This window comes from Saliterribacillus persicus (genome assembly GCF_003337485.1).
GTDB classification, from domain to species: Bacteria; Bacillota; Bacilli; order Bacillales; family Amphibacillaceae; genus Saliterribacillus; species Saliterribacillus persicus.
Window position 1 is genome coordinate 20,515 of sequence record NZ_QPJJ01000001.1, and the last position, 19,851, is coordinate 40,365.

The 19,851-nt window shown below is 33.6% G+C and carries 15 protein-coding genes; 6 read left to right on the forward strand and 9 right to left on the reverse strand.

The annotated features are described in order from the left end of the window. Positions 1 to 14: 14 nt before the first annotated feature. Positions 15 to 1,322 (reverse strand): sugar ABC transporter substrate-binding protein, encoded by a 1,308-nt coding sequence (locus DFR57_RS00115; RefSeq protein ID WP_114351104.1) that lies wholly within the window; start codon positions 1,320 to 1,322, stop codon positions 15 to 17. A 500-nt stretch (positions 1,323 to 1,822) separates the two neighbouring features. On the opposite strand from DFR57_RS00115, the gene DFR57_RS00120 reads away from it, so the two are divergent. Further along, positions 1,823 to 3,583: an alpha-glycosidase gene (locus DFR57_RS00120; protein WP_114351105.1), complete on the forward strand. Its 1,761-nt coding sequence runs from the start codon at positions 1,823 to 1,825 to the stop codon at positions 3,581 to 3,583. 279 nt (positions 3,584 to 3,862) lie between these two features. On the opposite strand, the gene DFR57_RS00125 is transcribed toward DFR57_RS00120, so the two are convergent. The 3 genes from DFR57_RS00125 to DFR57_RS00135 form a co-directional block, all read right to left on the reverse strand. Next, entirely contained in the window at positions 3,863 to 4,285 is a 423-nt protein-coding gene (locus DFR57_RS00125) for a DUF3995 domain-containing protein (protein WP_114351106.1), read from the reverse strand. Positions 4,286 to 4,479: 194 nt separating this feature from the next. After that, positions 4,480 to 5,613: an alcohol dehydrogenase catalytic domain-containing protein gene (locus tag DFR57_RS00130; protein WP_114351107.1), complete on the reverse strand. Its 1,134-nt coding sequence runs from the start codon at positions 5,611 to 5,613 to the stop codon at positions 4,480 to 4,482. Between the two features lie 320 nt (positions 5,614 to 5,933). Continuing rightward, a complete protein-coding gene (locus DFR57_RS00135; protein WP_114351108.1) occupies positions 5,934 to 7,007 on the reverse strand; it encodes an undecaprenyldiphospho-muramoylpentapeptide beta-N-acetylglucosaminyltransferase in 1,074 nt (357 codons plus the stop codon). A 100-nt stretch (positions 7,008 to 7,107) separates the two neighbouring features. Here DFR57_RS00135 and DFR57_RS00140 point away from each other — a divergent pair, with 100 nt between their 5' ends. Together DFR57_RS00140 and DFR57_RS00145 are read left to right on the forward strand one after the other, a co-directional pair. Beyond that, the gene (locus DFR57_RS00140) at positions 7,108 to 8,475 is read left to right on the forward strand and encodes an MATE family efflux transporter (protein WP_114351109.1); all 1,368 of its coding nucleotides are present in this window, start codon (positions 7,108 to 7,110) and stop codon (positions 8,473 to 8,475) included. 180 nt (positions 8,476 to 8,655) lie between these two features. Further along, positions 8,656 to 10,275, forward strand: coding sequence for a sensor domain-containing diguanylate cyclase (locus tag DFR57_RS00145; protein ID WP_114351110.1), 1,620 nt, complete (start codon positions 8,656 to 8,658; stop codon positions 10,273 to 10,275). A gap of 91 nt (positions 10,276 to 10,366) precedes the next feature. Here DFR57_RS00145 and DFR57_RS00150 read toward each other — a convergent pair whose 3' ends face one another. The 5 genes from DFR57_RS00150 to DFR57_RS00170 form a co-directional block, all read right to left on the reverse strand. After that, positions 10,367 to 10,612: a hypothetical protein gene (locus tag DFR57_RS00150; protein ID WP_114351111.1), complete on the reverse strand. Its 246-nt coding sequence runs from the start codon at positions 10,610 to 10,612 to the stop codon at positions 10,367 to 10,369. 232 nt (positions 10,613 to 10,844) lie between these two features. Next, positions 10,845 to 12,266, reverse strand: a complete 1,422-nt coding sequence (locus DFR57_RS00155; protein ID WP_114351112.1) for an aldehyde dehydrogenase family protein — start codon at positions 12,264 to 12,266, stop codon at positions 10,845 to 10,847. Between the two features lie 121 nt (positions 12,267 to 12,387). Next, positions 12,388 to 13,578: a NupC/NupG family nucleoside CNT transporter gene (locus DFR57_RS00160; RefSeq protein WP_114351113.1), complete on the reverse strand. Its 1,191-nt coding sequence runs from the start codon at positions 13,576 to 13,578 to the stop codon at positions 12,388 to 12,390. Between the two features lie 184 nt (positions 13,579 to 13,762). Further along, positions 13,763 to 14,266, reverse strand: a complete 504-nt coding sequence (locus DFR57_RS00165; RefSeq protein ID WP_114351114.1) for a hypothetical protein — start codon at positions 14,264 to 14,266, stop codon at positions 13,763 to 13,765. 344 nt (positions 14,267 to 14,610) lie between these two features. Further along, entirely contained in the window at positions 14,611 to 15,903 is a 1,293-nt protein-coding gene (locus DFR57_RS00170) for an NCS2 family permease (protein ID WP_114351480.1), read from the reverse strand. Between the two features lie 175 nt (positions 15,904 to 16,078). Here DFR57_RS00170 and DFR57_RS00175 point away from each other — a divergent pair, with 175 nt between their 5' ends. From DFR57_RS00175 to DFR57_RS00185, 3 genes are read left to right on the forward strand one after another with little or no spacing between them, the layout of a single operon-like run. Then, positions 16,079 to 17,629, forward strand: coding sequence for a spore germination protein (locus DFR57_RS00175; protein WP_114351115.1), 1,551 nt, complete (start codon positions 16,079 to 16,081; stop codon positions 17,627 to 17,629). Beyond that, positions 17,622 to 18,725 (forward strand): GerAB/ArcD/ProY family transporter, encoded by a 1,104-nt coding sequence (locus tag DFR57_RS00180; RefSeq protein WP_170132860.1) that lies wholly within the window; start codon positions 17,622 to 17,624, stop codon positions 18,723 to 18,725. The genes DFR57_RS00175 and DFR57_RS00180 overlap by 8 nt, the downstream gene beginning before the upstream one ends. Beyond that, a complete protein-coding gene (locus tag DFR57_RS00185) occupies positions 18,718 to 19,842 on the forward strand; it encodes a Ger(x)C family spore germination protein (protein WP_114351117.1) in 1,125 nt (374 codons plus the stop codon). The genes DFR57_RS00180 and DFR57_RS00185 overlap by 8 nt, the downstream gene beginning before the upstream one ends. Positions 19,843 to 19,851: the final 9 nt, after the last annotated feature.

The following is a 19,851-nucleotide window of genomic DNA, read 5'->3' on the forward strand; positions in this document are numbered from 1 at the left end:
TTCCCATCACTTTATTACTGAGCACCACTAGCTTCAATATTACTTTGAATATATTCTACAGCTTCCTTTAGTACTGATGAAGGGTCTTCGCCTTCTGCTAAAAACTGTAATCCGTTATTCATTGGCTCCCAAACTTGAGACATCTGTGGAGTACTTGGCATTGGTACTCCATTTTCAATCGCTTCACTAAAAGCACTAAATACAGGGTCATCAATTGCCTTGATTGCATTAGTATTTGTAGGTAATTCACCCGCTACATCAAAGTAGTGCTTTTGATTTTCTTCATTAGTTATAAATAAAGCAAGATCAGTCGCCCATTTAACTTCTTCTGAATAATAAGAAACCATCCATGCTTTCACACCAACAAGTGTATTTGCTGGTTGATCATTTATAGCAGGAAATGGTGTGAAACCAAGGCTATCACCTAAGGCTTCTCTATATCCAGGGATACTCCAAGGACCATTTATAACAGCTCCAACCTTTCCGTCTGTAAATAACCCATCTATTACATCTACAGTGGTTGAGGGTGGTATTAGACCTTCGCCGAAAAATGACTGGTACAGTTCCCCTCCTTGAATTGCACCTTCATTAGCTAGACCTATGTCACTAGTATCATATGTGCCATTTTCACCGCCAAAAATATATCCGCCACTAGTTTTAAAAAAAGGATAAGAAAAATATAAATCATTCGGTTTCATTAGAAATCCGTATTGATCTTGAGAAGGATCAGATTTTTCTTCTAGTGCGACTTTTAAATCTTCAATATTTTCAGGAGCTTCTATAATATCTTTATTGTAGAAAATACCATAAGTCTCTATAACTGCTGGTAGACCGTAGATATCTGTTTGCCCTTCATAATCATACTGCACAGATTGAATAGAAGCATCGCTATAATCACTCAAATCCTCCTCAGTAATATCCAATGGTTGAGCTAAACCTTGTGCTACAATATCACCAGTTCTATCATGTGGCTGAAAGAACAAATCTGGACCATTCCCTTGAGGTCCGGCTAATGCTAATTCATCAAGTTGGTCTAACAAGGATTTAGGTACTACATTTACTGTGATATCATTTTCTTTTTCATAATCAGAGGCAATTTTCTCTATTGCTGCTAATTGTTCTTCTTCATCATTTGCCCACACTGTTAATTCTTCTGGTTTACTTTTGTCAATTGCTGATTGTTCATCTTCAACTTTGCCATTCTTGCTTGTATCAGGGGTGTTAGAATGTGTTTCTACCTCCCTCTCTGGTGCACAAGCTATTAATGTTACAAATGCGAACAAGAGTAAAACTAGTGATAAAAATAAACTATTCTTTTTCATTAAAACCTCTCCCTTTTATTATTTTTGCGCAACCGATTGCTCGGTAACTTATTTTCATTATACATATAAAAACAATATACGCAAGCGTTTTCTTTTTTAAAAATATTTTTTAAACACTCATTTTTTAACAGTATATAGAAAGAAAAAAATAAACCTAAATATTTAAAAAAACAATTGACATTTCAATTAATAATTGCGATAATATCAGTAACAAGACAAACTTCATTGAAAAATGAGGGCGCTGATTTTCTCGTTTTCGAGCAAACAACCCCGGCTTTATGTTTTAAAGCTGGGGTTGTTTTTTTATTTTAAAAAAGGAGCACTTAAAATATGCAAAAAAAATATTACAATGATTCCTAGGGTGAAGTATGTACATTTTGCGCAATCGGTTGCGCTTTATTTGAGATGTTACTTTTCTACTACAACTTATTTTGATAAGAAACGCGTTACATGATTATACTTAATTTAATTTATTTTCCTAACAGAAAGGAGTTTTTTTCATGTTTATTGAAGCAATTAAACACCGAGCAGCAAATCCATATCTTTATGCCAGAAACAAAGAAACTATTGATATTATGATAGAGACAAAAAAGGATGACGTAGACTCAATTGGGTTACTTTATGCAGATCCTCATAATTTTGAGGGGGAAAAGTGGCAATATGAGATTACTTACATGGTCAAAACAGGTTCAACTAAGTTAACAGATTATTGGAAAATTTCAATTAAACCTGAATATCGTAGATTGCGTTATGGCTTTCGTTGTATAGGAAATGATAAAAAAGAGATAATATATACAGAAAGAGGATTTTCAAACGCAGTACCAAAGGATATAAATGCTTTCTTTTGTTTTCCGTTTTTGCATGAAATCGATTTGTTTCAAGCACCAGAGTGGGTAAAAGATACAGTTTGGTATCAAATATTTCCTGAGCGCTTCGCGAATGGAGACGATTCACTTAATCCCAAAAACACATTACCGTGGGCAAGTGAAGCTCCCTCCCCTTCAAATTTTTTTGGGGGTGATATTCAAGGTGTTATCGATCATCTTGGTTATTTATCTGATTTAGGTATTACTGGCATTTATTTTACTCCGATATTTAAATCATACTCAAATCACAAATATGATACGATTGATTACTTCGAAATTGATCCTCATTTTGGAGATAAAGCTAGTCTAAGAAAACTAGTAGAAGAGTGTCATAAGCGTGGTATGAAAGTTATGTTAGATGCAGTATTTAATCATAGTGGTTATTATTTTGAGCCATTTCAAGATGTGTTAAAAAACCAAGAAAAATCTCGCTACAAGGAATGGTTTCATTTAAAAGACTTTCCCGTTAGCGGAGAAGATTTCCCTAATTATGATGCTTTTGGGCACGTGGCTTCAATGCCGAAATTAAATACCGCCAATAAAGAATTAAAGCAATATTTGTTAAAAGTTGCACGGTATTGGATTGAAGAATTTGATATTGACGGATGGCGATTAGATGTCGCTAATGAAGTTGATCATGTTTTTTGGCGAGAATTCAGAAATATTGTTAAAGAAACTAAACCTGACGTATATATATTAGGAGAGGTTTGGCATGATTCTATAAAGTGGTTACAAGGAGATCAATTTGATGCGGTAATGAATTATCCCTTTACGAATAGTGCTGTAGAGTATTTTGCAACACAGAATATTGATAGTCAAAATTTTAAAGATAATATTACCAACGTACTGCATATGTATCCAGAAAATGTGAATGAGTTCGCTTTTAACTTGTTAGATAGTCATGACACAGCGAGAATACTTACAATGGCAAATAAAAACAAAAACAGAGTAAAATTACTTTACTTATTTCAATTTTCATTCATAGGTTCACCTTGCATTTATTACGGAGATGAGATAGGTATGACAGGTGGTGATGACCCAGAGTGTCGTGATTGTATGGAATGGAATGAAGAAAAACAAGATCGAGATTTATATCAATTTGTAAAAAAATTAATACAAATGAGAAAAGAAATCTCCGGGTTCGGTAATAAATCTCAATTTCAATTTCTTAAAGCAGAAAATGATGTGATCGCTTATTTAAAGAAAAAAGACGAACAAAGGCTTTTATTTGTTTTAAATAATAGTAATCGCAAAAAAATAACTAATATAGAAATTTTAGCTAATAAGTCGGTGAAAGAATTATTTGCCAACAAATATATGACTTTCAATGACAATACAAAAGTCACCATCGATGAGTATGGGTATCATTGTTTTCAAATTTTACAAAAAAATTGAAATAAAAACTTATAGATTGAACGTTATACTAGTACTGGCATGGACTTAATGTGTATAGTCAATAACTTTTATATTAATTTTTTAGATGATTTCTATATTGTATAGAAATCATCTTTATTTTTAGTAACTTTGATAATAACAAAACTTTCAGTTTATTATTTACTTATTCATGTGTTTTATTAAGCTTTAAGTGCATCTCTTTAAAGATTAATAATTTAACCTCTTAAAAGCGCTAAGGTTGATTGAAGAAATTAACTATTCCTAGCATAGCAATCTTAATTAAAAAAGAAAGGAGACCAAAAAGATAAAGCCAAGAAATAAGCAAAGAGGAGAATAAATGCGTGTATCATATGTGGAAAAGGTCGTTTTATTTACCTTTTTAAAGAATCCCATATACTTAAAGTCACCAATTGCTCTCATAAAAAAGATAAGAGTAAAAAAAGCAGTAAAACTTTTTGTAATCGTGTTGGGGGTAAAGTAAGGAATAGCATTATTTTGTATTAATAATATAAGTGCCATGATTAGTAATCCAGCTGCTACAATAAAAGTTTGATACCATTTCGGCATAAAAGACTTTTCCCTATCGCCATTTTCAGGTATTACCGCAAGTATTCCTCGTTTCCCTCCAAACAACCAATAAAAGTGTAATAAACTAATAAATCCTAAAATAATAACTGTCACCCATACAAAGAAATGTTGCATTTTATATTCCTCCCTTAATTGATTATATACCTTATTATATCAATTATTGGAAAATAACATTGAAATTTTATTGGAAGAATAATAATCTCTTTTGTTAAAAAAACTCATGCACATTTCATTATGAATTGATTTTTTTAATATCATAATAAAAGACGCTAGGTAGTTACCCAACGTCCTTTATGTTTTTCAGTAATTTATGGCTTTAATATAGTTTTAATGTTTCCGTCCTCTTTTTTATCAAATATTCGATAGGCTTCTGCCGCTTCTGTAAGTGGCATCGTATGCGTAATGATATCTTTAGGATCAATTAGTTTATTCTCTACCATTTTATATAAAGCTGGCATCATATGAATCACAGGAGCTTGCCCCATCGTAAGCGCAACATTTCGGGTGAAGAAATCTCCTAATGGGAAATTATTTGACTCTGTTCCATAAACTCCAGTTAATTGAACTACTCCAAACTTTCTAACGGCTTGAGAAGCAGTGATGATAGGGCTGATGGTACCAAATTGATTATTTCCATCAGAGCCATGTTTCGCATCAGGCGGTACAGTACCGTCCATACCAACACAATCGATGACTACCTCTGCACCACCATTTGTTGCTTCGTGCAGGATACTACCAATATCTTTATTTTCACTGAAATTATATGTCTCAACATTATTTGTTTTTTTCGCATGCTCTAGACGATGTTTAACCTGATCCACAGCAATGACTCTTTCTGCCCCTTTTAACCAGGCGAATTTTTGTGCCATTAGACCAATGGGACCAGTTCCAAGAACAATCACTGTATCTCCTGTTTTGACACCGCTATTTTCAACGCTCCAATACGCTGTTGGAATAACATCGGAAAGAAACAAAACACTTTCATCATCTAATTCACTTGATTCAGGAACTTTGAAAGAAGAAAAGTCTGCATAAGGTACTCGCAGATATTCAGCTTGACCACCTGGATAATTTCCCATGTCTTTTGAATAACCAAATAGCGCACCGTTTTCTCCATGAGGATTAGAGTTATCACATTGGCTTTCCATTTGATGATTACAATAATAACAGTGCCCGCAGCTTACATTAAAAGGAATAACTACTCGATCGCCCTTTTTAAAGCTTTTCACGTCAGGACCTGTTTCTTCCACTATTCCCATTGGTTCATGTCCTATGATATAGTCTTGTGCTAAAGGAATGCCTCCATGATAGAGATGTAAATCAGAGCCACATATACCTGTAGCTGTTATTCGTATGATCATATCATCCTTTTTCTGAATGGACGGCGCCTCCACATCTTTCACTTGTACATGCTCTTTTTCTTGGAAAGTAACTGCTCTCACATATAACATCCTTTCATTTGATTAAAAAAGATTTAAGGTTATCCTTATTTAAGAATTAACCTTGCAAATTCTTTTCCCGCAACCATATAACTGTAAACAAAAAATTCCATTTCATTAAAGAGAATTTTAAAAAGGACCTAAATCACCGTATTTTAACAAAATACAGTATTAAGAACATGGATAGTGTTGCTGTTATTGTTGAAAGATTCATGTTAATTTGAAATATAAAAAGTGCAAATCGCTAAGCAATTTGCACTTTAACTAAACACTCTAACCTATGAAAATACTTTTACATATGGTTTTTAAGTTTAAACAAACAATCATTCTTTTGCTTCTTCTTTAATAATTTCTATTACTCTATCCTTCGCTTTTACACTTTGATAATTTTTCATTTTTTCTATAACAGCTGTTTTTTCTTTTTGTAAACTCACTAAATCCTGTACTAAACGATCAACAGTAAGATTTTCTTCTTCTAGTACGCGGGCATACCCTTGCTTTTTAAATGACTGTGCGTTTACAATTTGGTCGCCTCTAGAAGCATTTTTTGATAAAGGAATTAAAAGCATTGGTTTGTTCAGTGCTAAAAATTCAAAAATTGAGTTTGCCCCTGCTCGCGATAAGACGATATCAGCTATTTCTAATAAATCCTTTAATTCATCGCTAACATATTCGTATTGGATATATCCAGGCTGTTCATAGCTTGAATCAATATTATCCTTTCCACATATGTGAATAATTTGAAAAGTAGTTAATAACTGATCTAAGGCTTCTCGAACCGCTTCATTAACTTTTTTTGATCCAACACTACCACCCATGATTAAAAGGACATCTTTATCTCTTTTAAAGTTAGTAAGTCTTAACCCTGTTTCTTTATCTCCTGTAAATAATTCGTCTCTTACAACCGCTCCTACCCACTCAGCTTTTTGGGCAGGAATATATTCCAACGTTTCCTTAAAAGTGGCGAGCACCTTTTTAGCAAATGGAATGGCTATTTTATTTGCTAGTCCTGGAGTATAGTCGGATTCATGAATGACTGCCGGAACTCCTCGTAATTTAGATGCAATTAAAACTGGAACCGAAACAAAACCACCCTTTGAAAAAATAACAACTGGCTTTTTCTTACCAATGATTCGAAAAGCTTGCAAGGTCCCTTTTAATACTTTAAAAGGATCTTTTATATTTTCTATAGACATATACCTTCTTAATTTTCCTGTTGAAATAGAATGATAATTTACACCTTCCAACTCAGAGATTAAATCTTTTTCTATTCCACGCTTTGATCCTATATAATCGATCGTCCATCCTTCTTTTAATAAAACTGGAATAATTGCTAGATTTACCATCACATGTCCAGCCGTACCTCCACCTGTAATAATGATTTGTTTCTTATTCATCTAATCGTCCTTTCTTTTCGTGTTAATCTATATGCAAAAATATGCGACTATGCTATAATCCATTCGATTCGATTAAAATATCAAATAAAGGAAGTTCATCATGTACCAAACAAAAACAAAACGCGAAAAAATAAAACTCTTTCTGATTATACTTATACCTATTCTAATAACGCAAGTAAGTATGTATGGAATGACCCTTTTTGACACAATTATGTCTGGAAGGGCTGGCGCAGCAGATTTAGCTGGTGTTGCGATTGGCTCAAGTATTTGGGTGCCCGTCTCTATGGGTATTGTAGGAATACTTATGGCATTATCTCCCATTGTTGCACAAATGGTTGGTGCTAAACAAGATCAAGACGTACCATATACGGTACAACAAGGAATATGGTTATCGATTACAATTGGGGTCATTGTATCTATTCTAGGTTTTATATTCATTGATCCTATTCTTTCCTTCATGGACTTAGAGCCACGTGTTCAACATGTTGCAAAATATTATCTAATTTCAATTGGTACTGGAATAATTCCAATGTTTGTCTATAACCTTATTCGCTGCTACATAGATGCGCTCGGTCAAACAAGGATATCTATGTTCATTATCCTGCTGTCACTGCCATTAAATATCGTCTTCAATTATGTCTTTATTTTTGGAAAGCTTGGTCTACCTGCCTTTGGCGGTATTGGCGCAGGAATTGCATCATCTCTGACTTATTGGATCGCACTTGGATTATCAGTTTGGATTGTCCATGTCGTAAGACCATTTAGAAAGCACCATATTTTTAGAAGTTGGAGTAAACCTTCCTTTAAAAGTTGGATCTCTTTGTTGAAAATTGGTGTACCTATTGGCTTTTCGATCTTTTTTGAAGTTAGCATCTTTTCAGCTGTTACGTTATTTATGAGTGTTTACAGCACTTATACGATAGCAGCACACCAAGCAGCTATTAATTTCGCCTCATTGCTTTATATGATTCCATTAAGTATCGCAATGACATTAACGATAGTAATAGGGTTTGAAATTGGAGCTAAACGAATTTCCGATGCGAAGCATTATGCCTACATGGGAATTCTATCAGGCATGTTCATCTCTATTTTTGCAGGAGCTATTCTTTATATTTTTGATGATCCAGTGGCTCGCTTATATGCAACTAATCCAGAAGTAATAGAGTTAACAAAACATTTCTTGTTCTATGCGATTTTCTTCCAGTTTGCTGATGGAATTGGAGCTCCAATTCAAGGAGTATTGCGCGGCTATAAAGACGTTAATATAACCTTTTGGATGTCCCTTGTGTCGTATTGGATTATAGGTTTACCTAGTGGGTGGCTGCTCGCTAATTATACAAATATGGAGGCTTATGGTTATTGGCTTGGTTTAATCATTGGATTAGCAGCAGGTGCCATTGCATTATTTACAAGAATGTATTACCTACAGCACAGTTTACAGAAAAAATTAGATACTCAACAAAGCTAATTCATCAAAAAATGAAAAATTGCTGTTTTGTTTTTACTATCATATTTTGAAATGATTTAGGAAAACAATCCTAACAATTATAAACTTTTCATATAAAGGTAGTTACATTGTCGCATTTTATCTTAATTTGTCGTATTATGTAGAGATAAGATTCGCAAAAAAAGGGCAAGGGTGAGTGATGTGCGTTCTATAAGTCTAAGACGATTGTTATCCATCAGTTTTGCGACAATTGTAATTATTTTAATCCTTCTATTGAGTTTCATTATTGGTCAGCGATCGATTAAAGAGGTTCAATCTGAAATTGGTAATTCATTAGGAGAAAGCGCTTTTTTAATGGGGGATAAATTAGATCATTTTATGTGGTCAAGATATGGAGAGATTGGCGTTTTAAGCGAACTTCAAGATTTAAGAGACCCTGAGGATTTAAATGATGTAAAAATACTTCTTGATCAGCTAAAGGCAACTTTTGCTGACTTTGCCTGGATTGGCTATACAGATAAAAACGGGACTGTTAGGGCCTCTACAAGTGGTATTCTTGAAGGTGTTGATATTTCTGAACGTCCAGTTTATAAAGAAGCTCAAAATGATACATTTATAGGCGATGTACATGAAGCTATTTTATTAGCCGAATTACTTCCAAATCCAACTGGTGAAGAGATGAAGTTCGTTGATATTAGCACACCAATCTATAATTATAATGATGAATTTATTGGGGTTCTAGCTGCTCATTTAAGTTGGGATTGGATGAAAGAAGTAAGATCAACCATGACGGAAACACTTAAAAACAAAAAAGAGCTTGAAGTATTTGTTATTAGTGAATCTGATAAAACCATTATATTAGGTCCAGACGATTTGATAGGTGAACCTCTGGACTTAGAAAGCCTTTCTGCTGCTGAAGTAGATCAGGGAGGCTGGAATATTGAAATCTGGCCAGACGGGGAAGAGTATCTAACAGGATATGTAAAGACAGACGGCTATCAAGACTACCGCGGATTAGGATGGACCATATTGGTTCGTCAGCCAACAGAAGTCGCTTATTCTTCTACAAGGGAACTAATTACCTTCTTTTTAATATCTGGTGTTTTACTTGTTATTCTATTTGCATTAATTGGTTGGTTTATAGCTGGGAAAATTGCCAGTCCAATAAAGAGAATCACAAATGTTGCAGATAGGCTAAGAGACGGGGAAGATTTAGAAATCCCTACCTACAAGGGAATTGTGGAGATAGAGATCTTATCTGATTCCTTAAGAAATCTAATAAACAATTTAACACAAACAGAAACAGCACTGGAAAAAATGGAGGACGTAGCCCATCAGGATCATTTAACACGTTTACCTAACCGTAATGGCTTAGAAAATTTCCTAGATAAAGCTACCAAAAATTTTGATACATTGATAATTCTTTATTTAGACTTAGACGGCTTTAAAGAAATAAATGATACTTTTGGTCACCAAGTTGGCGATGAGCTACTATACCAAATAGGTATACGAATAAAGGCTAATGTTCGAAATGATGAATTGGTAGCTCGGATAGGTGGGGACGAATTTGTTGTGGTATTAACCACTTCTAATGACCCCTTAGAATTAGCCGAAAATGTGGGCGAGAGAATTATTTCTTCGATTAATCAACCAATCACTATAAATAACCAAAAAGTAACAGTCGGTTGCAGTATTGGCGGGGCAGTGTGGCGCTCGGAGCATGGAGATAGTATTACCGAAATAGTAAGGCGTGCGGATGAAGCCCTATACAAAGTCAAAAGGAAACAAAAAAATAAGGTCCACATTTTAAATGAAGAGTAATTTAATCGAATTGGAGGGCGTGAATCACGCCCTCCAATTCATTTTGGATATATAAAAATAATGTCTTCTATCTCTTAATCCTACCCGAATCTTATACTAGTAATATATCAATTAATATACCACTCAGAATTATCAATAAACCAAGGGAAAAATGAACATCCAGTTTATTAACCCCGGTTTTTTCCATTATTAGATAGGGTGTTACTATGGAAAAAATAAATTGTAAGCTTCTAAACCAATAGCCCTCCAAAATAAATAAGTCCGGATTTACTTGATAAATCCCAGATACAGCTCCCGATAGAAAAATAATTACTGGTATTCGTAGATTCCACATCATTCTGCTTCACCTGTCTTTTTAAAACATATTATATAATTACATTAAACTATTATTTTACAATTTAATCCAGTCTTTTATGTAAAAATTAACATTTTGTATTAAATTGCACTATATTATATTTATATTGATGTAATTGTACTTCTATTTTCAGCAATTGACATTATTTCTTAAAAACTATTTTTATAGAAATTAACGCAAAAAACCAGCAACTATCGCTGCTGGTTCTAATAGTCTATTTTAAATTCATGACAATTAATCTTTCTTCCGTCATTTCATTGATCGAGTATTTCGGACCTTCTTTTCCGTTCCCACTATCCTTCACACCACCGTATGGCATTAAATCTACTCGGTATTGGGAGCCATCATTAATCATAAAACCACCTACACGAACATTTTTTGCTGCATAAAATGCTGTATCAATATTTTGTGTGAAAATACCACCTTGGAGTCCATAATCAGATTCATTTATTTCATCGATACAATCTTCTAAATCACTATAAGAAATAAGACTAACAACAGGTGCAAAAATTTCTTCACAGACCACTTTCATATCTTTTTTTACATTTTCTAAGACTGTTGGCTGAAGTAATGCACCTTTTCGCGCACCACCATGAAGCAACGAAGCACCATTTGATAGGGCTTCATTAATCCATTCTTCTGCGCGTTTTGCCTCTTCCTCCGCTATCATTGGACCAACGTCTGTATCAGCATCATGAGGATTACCAACATTTAAATTCTCGATCGCTTTAATAAATTTTTCTTTAAATGCTTTTGCAATATCTTCATGAACATAGAGTCTTTGCACCGATATACAGACCTGACCACTAAATGCAAAGCTTTGACTAGCTAAAGTTTCAGCAGCTTGTTGGATATCTGCTTCTTTATCAACAATCACCGGTGAATTGTTGCCTAACTCAAGAATTAGTTTTTTAATCCCAGTTTCCTCTTTTAATTTTTGGCCAATTGCAGCACTGCCTGTAAATGTGTATAAGGCAATGCGTTTATCTTCCATCATTGTTTGACCTACAGTAGAACCAGCTCCTACAACTACATGAAATAACCCTTTAGGCAGTCCAGCTTCCTCTAAGATCATTGCTAATTTAAGCGAAGATAATGGTGTTTTACTAGCTGGTTTGAGTACAACAGCATTGCCCGCAGCAAGAGCTGGAGCTACTTTATGTGATACTAGATTTAACGGGAAATTAAAAGGACTGATCGCACCAACAACACCAACCGGAACTTTTATCGTAAAAGCCATTCTATTTTCTGAACCAGGTGTTGCTTCTACAGGAACCCCTTCTCCATTTATACGTTTTGCCTCTTCTGCAGCAATTTCAAAGGTTTTAGAAGAGCGTTCAATCTCTGTTCTAGATTGTTTTAGTGGCTTTCCAGCTTCTGTAGTGATTAGCAATGCTAGTTCTTCTTTATTTTCTAGCATGATTTCCGAAGCCCTTTTCAATACTTCATAACGTTCATAAGGTGTGAGTGCCTTTTCCTTAAATGCCTTACCAGCTTCTGTAATAGCTTCATCTACTAATGATTCGTTAGCCTTGCTAACTGTTGCGTAAACCTCTTGTGTATATTTATTAAGAACTTCTAACTTATCGTCATTTTCAATCCAATTACCATTTATATATGAATGATATTTTTCCATTTTATTCACTCCTGAAAGTTAAGTTTAGTATAACTATTCCACTAAGAGAGAATTTAAAACAAAGATTCATGGGATTTTAAAAAGCGTATCGGAAATTTTCTCCGATACGCCTCCCTTCATTTTATAAGAATAACCCTGCCATAGTAGCAGAAAGGATAGAACCTAATGTTGCCCCGATTAATAACTTCAATCCAAAACTAGATACTTTCGCACCTTTTTTAGAATCGATCCCTTGAACTGTACCAGCAATGATACCAATAGAAGAGAAGTTAGCAAAACTAGTTAAAAATACGGTTACAATTCCGACAGTTTTCTCAGAAAACTCGCCCATTATTGCCTGTAATTCAAGCATAGCAACAAATTCATTGGTAATTATTTTCAAGCCCATAATACCACCAGCATCAATAACTTCACCTGGTGCGATACCCATTAACACACCAATCGGTGCAAATACATATCCTATAATTTGTTGTAAAGTAACCCCAGCAAAGATTCCTTGAACCGCCCAGTTTACAAGGTTTAAAGACGCGATAAATGCAATTAACATCGATGCAACGATAAGGGCAATTTTACCACCATCTAAAGCACCGTTACCCATTGCTTCGAAGAAACTATTCGCTCCAGACGCGTCCTTAACATCAACCACATCGTCTTTTTTATCTACTTCCACTGGTGCAATAATAGATGCAATAATTAATGCACTAAACATATTCAATGGAATTGCCACTAACACATATTGTGCCGGAAGCATTTGTAGATAAGCTCCAATAATAGATGCAGATACGGAACCCATTGCAGATGCACTCACAATATACAATCGATTATCATTTAAATGATGAAATTGTGATTTAATTGCAATGAGTGCTTCAGATTGTCCAAAAAACATACTGTTAACTGCGTTGAATGACTCCACTTTAGGTAAACCAGTTATTTTTGAAATTAATCCACCAAGATATTTAATAATAGTTGGAAGAATCTTCAAATATGTTAAAACAGAAAGTATAGTAGAGAAGAAGATAATAATTAAAAGTACATTAAAGAAAAACACATTTGCACCATCTTCTGTTGCTATACCACCAAGGACAAACGATACCCCTTCCGAACCAAACTCAATTAACTTATTGAATACGTTAGATATCCAATTAATAATTGCCTCACCAATCGGTGTCATAAACATAAACCATGTGGTTAGTAATTGTGCAACTAGCATGATACCGATTCCAACATAGTTAATTTTTTTACGATTGTTTGACATAACATATGCTATTGCTAATACAATAAGAATCGCAAGTAAACCTAAAATAATTCCCACAAGATTCCCTCCTTAAGATATATACACTACTTTAGTACCCTTCCCTTTTTTCCTAAATTTAATCTTACAAATTCCGGCAATGTAAGCGCTAAATAGTTAAAAAGGAATATCCTCATTGTATTATGTTTAATTTTAAAAATAAAGGTATTTCTACATATTTATTAATGATCTAAAATTGCGAAAATTATGAATGAAAGGATTGAGCAACTTTTACTAAATCCTCCTTGGTCACTTTAGCGTTACGAGTGTTCATATCATTGGGACGATAGATTATTTTATAAGTAACACCATTTTTATTCCACATTAACATTTTTGAAAAAATTTGATCTACAAATTCTGCTTCTGTTTGCTCATCTAATAGAATGACCTCCACCTTTGGTCCTTCTTTCGTAGTTTCACCATCTATTAATTGAATGGTGAATATATCATTTTCTTGTGTATACATACTGATATCAAGAGCTTCATTTGATGAATCAAGCAGCTCGAACTTATCTGTTACTACTACTTCCGTTGCAATTGGTAAAAAAGTAGGTAGTTCTGGTTGAAATGACAATTCTTTTACGGCATTTTCAACCTGGTCCTTTTCATAATTAAAATATCCATTTGGAATAGCTTCTTCTTCTTCTACTTGACAACCTACTAATAAAGTAATGAACAATAGCAAGGTAAATAGGGCTAGTCGATTCATCTGAATACTCCTTTCTTCTTTTCTTCTACTATAACAGACGTAATAGATATAAAAATAGTTACATTTGTCTCTATTTTCCATATTATTTTTTTGATAGATTATATTTGATGAATGTACATAAAAGTAATGCACAAGGTAATCAGACTTAGACTAAATAAACTGAGACAAAGGAACCACAGTGAGCTTTCGAACTTGTTATTCCTTATCAAATGCGCTTTCTCAATAGTTGATTTTTTTACGTTTAGGCGAATGCACTACCAACATTTTTTACAAATAGGATAAATTTATAATTTTCTAACCCCAATAAAAAAGAAACTCAACACTAGTCAAGTTCCTTTTCACTATTAATGTACAGGAAAGAATATCATTTGGATTAAAAATATTAAACCAAAAATATATAATAATGGGTGAACAGATTTGGCGCTACCGCCCAAAGCTTTCATTAGTGGATAAGTAATAAATCCAACCGCGATACCTGTAGCAATACTTGATGTAAGTGGCATTGTTAATATAATAGCAAAAGCAGGAAAAGCTTCATCAAATTTTTTCCAATCAATTTTAGCTAAGCCTTCCATCATAAAACAGCCTACAATAATAAGGACTGGTGCAGTGATAGCCGGAACCATGGAAATCGCATTAATTATTGGAGAGAAAAACATCGTCATTATAAATAATAAACCAACTACTAGAGATGTTAATCCTGTCCTCCCCCCAGCTCCAACACCCGCTGCTGACTCGATATATGCAGAAGATGGACTTGTTCCAAAAAGAGAGCCAGTTGTGGTGGCAACAGCATCAGCCATTAATGCTGACTTCGCTCTTGGTAATTTTCCATCCTTCATCAATTTAGCTTGTTCAGCCACACCTATCATCGTACCGGTTGTATCAAATAAAGTTACGAGTAAAAATACGAAAACAACTCCATAAAGTCCGTTCGAGAAAACTCCTGCTATATCAATATCAAAAAACACAGGCATTGGTGGAGTATCTACTAGCCCATCAAATTGTAATTGATTTGTGAAGTATGCGAGCAAACCAGTAACTAACATTCCAATAAATAAAGAACCTTTGATTTTTAAAGATATAAAAATCAAAATAAGAAGTAAGCCTATAAGAGCAAGCATTACCGTTTTATCAGATAGATCACCAAGCGTGACTAATGTAGCTTCACTCGCCACTACAAAGCCTGCTTCTCTTAATCCAATAAAAGCAATAAACAAACCAATTCCTGCTGTAATTCCAAATTTCAATGAAGCTGGAATGGCAAATATTAAAGTTTCTCGTAGCTTTGTTAAACTCAGTAGTATAAATAATACACCAGCCAGGAATACAGCACCAAAAATTGTTTGATAGGACAATCCTTCAGCACCTACTACCGTTGCAAAATAAGCATTCAAACCCATCCCTGGAGCTATCGCAATTGGGTAATTTGCAAAAAACGCCATTAAAAGAGTACCTATTACAGCGGCAATGATGGTAGCCATAAACACTTGATCAAGTGGAATACCAACACTTGATAAAATAGCTGGGTTAACGATCACAATATAAACCATCGTAAGAAAGGTTGTAATCCCCGCAGTAACCTCTGTTCTTACATTTGAACCATTTTCTCTTAATTTAAATAAATTTTTCACCAGAACACCTTCTATATACGAATATTTAAAACAACATCTATTATAATATTCGTTTATAGGAAATATTTCAATCCCCAATTTTAGAAATTTTAAATTCCTATCGCTTTATCAAAATTAATGAATAATCGAAGATTTGATTAGCATACTAAAAAGAAATATCATTTTTGGAGGAGTATATATGTTTAACTTTCTAAAAGGGAAAACAAAACAAAAGAAGGATACTTATTCCAAAAGTGTTAAGCCTTATCAAATAAATTCTATTAAAGATAAAAATACCACACCTGACATAGAAGCTAACGCAGAGTTTATTCAAACCGAATTGGGAAAGAGTCATGACCTTATTATAAAACCCTTACCTATCCATGATAAAAAAGGATATTTAATTTATTTTGAAACATTAATTTCAAAAGAGACAATAGAAAATCATATTCTTAAACCTTTGAAGAAACTAGAAAAAGCATCGCTAGTAATAAATGCTATAACAACCTTGACTTTGAAAGAATCTCAAAATTTAAAAGAAGTAGTGAAACTAATTGCAAATGGATATTGTGCCTATATCACTTCGGATAACACCACTATTTTACTAATGGATGTTAAACGTGAGAATAACAGAAATGTTGATGAACCCGATAATGAGCAAGTAATTAGAGGTTCACATATTGGATTCATTGAAGATTTAAGCTCTAATATCTTTATGATTAGAGCGCAAACTCAAAATCCAAAATTAAAAGTAGAATATATTGAACTTGGTAACGCGATGAAAAATAAAATAGCAATTATCTATATTGAAAACCTTACAAGCTCTGAATTAATCAAGGAAGTGCAAAAGAGAATTAAATCTATAAAAGCTGACATCATTCAAACTCCCGGCTTTTTACAAGAATATATTGAGGAACGGACATTTTCACCTTTTCCTCAATTATTAAATACAGAACGACCCGATAAGGTAGTTGCAAATTTGATTGATGGACGAATAGGTATCTTGGCCGACGGAAGTCCGACAGCTCTAATAGCCCCATCTCCTTTTATCAGTTTTTTTCAATCACCAGATGATTATAATAGTAGAGTGCTAAACGGATCGTTCTACCGACTAATAAGGGTGGTAAGCTTCTTTATTGCAATAGGGCTGCCTTCTTTTTATATAGCAGTAGTTTCTTTTCACTATGAAATATTACCTGTAGAATTATTATTTACCGTTAAATCTTCTTTAGAACCAATCCCGATTCCACCTATATTAGAAGCTATTTTTATGGCTGTTACTTTGGAATTAATTCGTGAAGCAACCATAAGACTACCTAGTCCTGTTGCACAAACAATTGGAGTAGTAGGAGGATTAGTAATTGGTAATGCAGTAGTAGAAGCAAATTTAGTATCAAACATGATGATCATTGTCGTAGCTATAACTGCATTAGCAACCTTTATCATTCCATCTACTGAAATGAGCACTTCGATTAGACTGTTAGGATTTCCTTTAATGATCTCATCAGCTTTATTCGGCTTGATAGGTATTGTGTTTGGTTTTTCTATTATCTTAATACATTTGTGCAAATTAAATACATTTGGTGCACCATACTTTTCACCTTTTGCACCGCTTAGATTATCTGAATTTAAAGATACTTTCGTCCGTTTTCCAACATGGCTCCTCCAAAAAAGACCTAAGGATGCGAATGCAAAGTATAGAACTCTTGAATCGAACAATCCAAGAGAATGGGATGAACAAAATGAGTGATAAGAATAAAATTACTTGGTGGGTGGGTGTTTCTATTCTGATCCAGAGTCAAATTGGAGTAGGAATTCTCTCCTTATCAAACAAGATCCATCCAGTCGCTAAAGGTGATGGTTGGATTTCTGTCATACTTTCTGGGATGATCGTCCAGCTTTTTATAACGATCATTTGGTATCTAATGAAAACCAATCCGAATAAGACGCTTTTTGAATTTGCTCCGCTTATTGCAGGTAAATATTTAGGTGCTTTAATCAACATTAGTTATATTTTTTATTTTTTATCAACGCTCGTGGTAATAACACTTTTATTTAATGATGTTCTTAAAAGGTGGATATTTTTCGAAACACCGAATATCGTTATTTCTATATTAATTTTAATGCTCAGTGCATATATAGCGAGTGAATCCCTACAAATTATAGCTCGTTTTTTTTCCATTTCTGTTATTTTTGTCATTCTTTTAATTTTAATTACGATACCCGCATTTAGCTTTTTTGACATTCGATATATCTTACCAGTAGGACAAGCAGGAGTAACAAATATTATAAAAGCCACTCATCAAGTCAATATATCCATTTTAGGATTTGAGCTTTTCCTTATCCTAATGCCTTTTATTAAAATAAAGAACAGAAAATATAGCTTTTTGTTAGTTGGAAACATATTTACAACAGTAATCTATACGTTTGTTGTTTTTACCACGTTTGTTGTTTTTAGTCCATATGAAATAAAGTTGATAATTGAACCCATTCTTTATATGTTAAAGGCTTTACAATTTAAGCTGCTAGACCGAATGGATTTATTTTTTCTTTCTTTATGGTCTGTTAGTGTATTAACCACATTAGTTATTTATTTATACTCGTCAGCTCTTGGTATTAGTACAATCTTGAAGAAAGCCAAGCATAAAAAAGTCACTTATTTGATTGTAATTATGCTGTTAATCATTATTTATTTTCTGCCAAAAGATATGAACAGTATTAATTTATTGGCAAAAATTATTTCAAATCTTAGTTATATTTTCACAGCAGGTATTCCCTTTATTTTATTACTGATAGCAAGCTTGAAAAGATTATTTAGAAAAAAGGAAGCATTGACCAATGACTAACACAAAAGTATGTTTTATTATTCTTTCATTATTCTTATTAACTGGATGTTGGGATCAACATTTACTAAAAAATACTCGATTAATTTATGGAATGGCCTTTGATTTAGACGCTGAGAACAAGATTGAAGAAACAATTGTGATTAGATCGATTCCAATAAATCCGGATACAGGAATGGCTAATGAAGTTGTTTCAGCAGTTGGTGATACGATCAACGATACTCGAAAACTAATTAACGAAAAAATATCAGGTGAATATGGCGGTTCAAAGAATCAGGTGGTATTGTTAGGATCTGAACTTGCGAAGATCGATATTTACCCTTTTCTCGATAATTTTTACCGAGAACCATTAAGTCCATTAAGCGCCAAGTTAGGTGTGGTGCAGGGGAAAGCTGGCGATATTATATCCCTAAAAGAGAAAGATCAAAATTTAATTGCGGAATATCTCACAGAACTAATTCGAAATGGAGAAGAAAAAAGGATTTTACCTATACAGTCTATCCAAACGATCTGTACCCATATGTTTGATGAAGGGAAGGATTTTGGATTACCACTTCTTCAATTTGATCCTAAAAACCGAGCTGTTGAAATTCAAGGTTTAGCATTATTTGATGGGAAGAAATATACAGAGAATTTCCTTACTCCCGATCAATCAAGTATAATGATGCTGCTATCAGGGGAAGCAAAAAGTGGCACAGAATTCACGTATAAGGTCAATGAAGAAAATAAAGAGAACTGGGTATATAATTATGTGTCTTTTCAGGTTTTAAAAGCAAAAGTAAAAAAAACAATATCATCAACTTCCTCAAATGATTTCTCGGTACAGTTAGGTTTAGACCTAGCTATAGAAATTGATGAATACCCAAAAGATCACCTTTTTGATGAGGCATATGCTAAAGAATTAAAAACTAAAATAAAAAAACAAATGGGAGAAGATGCCGAAGAAGTTATTTCATTATTGCAAGAGGCAAATTCAGATGTTTTTGGATACGGAAGAGACTTGTTAGCCTATCATTCAAAGCAATTACAAGGTAATAAATTAGAAAAAGGATATTTTAAAAAGCTTGATATCCAATCAAAGATTGAAGTTACCATTGAGCAGGCTGGAGTGATCTATTAAACGTACGAT

Excerpts from the sequence above, each read along its gene's own strand:
- DFR57_RS00155 (WP_114351112.1), bottom strand. The coding sequence starts at position 12,266 with ATGGAAAAATATCATTCATATATAAATGGTAATTGGATTGAAAATGAC.
- DFR57_RS00165 (WP_114351114.1), bottom strand. The coding sequence starts at position 14,266 with ATGAATCGACTAGCCCTATTTACCTTGCTATTGTTCATTACTTTATTA.
- DFR57_RS00135 (WP_114351108.1), bottom strand. The coding sequence starts at position 7,007 with ATGAATAAGAAACAAATCATTATTACAGGTGGAGGTACGGCTGGACAT.
- DFR57_RS00185 (WP_114351117.1), top strand. The coding sequence starts at position 18,718 with ATGACTAACACAAAAGTATGTTTTATTATTCTTTCATTATTCTTATTA.
- DFR57_RS00150 (WP_114351111.1), bottom strand. The coding sequence starts at position 10,612 with ATGATGTGGAATCTACGAATACCAGTAATTATTTTTCTATCGGGAGCT.
- DFR57_RS00180 (WP_170132860.1), top strand. The coding sequence starts at position 17,622 with ATGAGTGATAAGAATAAAATTACTTGGTGGGTGGGTGTTTCTATTCTG.
- DFR57_RS00120 (WP_114351105.1), top strand. The coding sequence starts at position 1,823 with ATGTTTATTGAAGCAATTAAACACCGAGCAGCAAATCCATATCTTTAT.
- DFR57_RS00140 (WP_114351109.1), top strand. The coding sequence starts at position 7,108 with ATGTACCAAACAAAAACAAAACGCGAAAAAATAAAACTCTTTCTGATT.
- DFR57_RS00175 (WP_114351115.1), top strand. The coding sequence starts at position 16,079 with ATGTTTAACTTTCTAAAAGGGAAAACAAAACAAAAGAAGGATACTTAT.
- DFR57_RS00125 (WP_114351106.1), bottom strand. The coding sequence starts at position 4,285 with ATGCAACATTTCTTTGTATGGGTGACAGTTATTATTTTAGGATTTATT.
- DFR57_RS00115 (WP_114351104.1), bottom strand. The coding sequence starts at position 1,322 with ATGAAAAAGAATAGTTTATTTTTATCACTAGTTTTACTCTTGTTCGCA.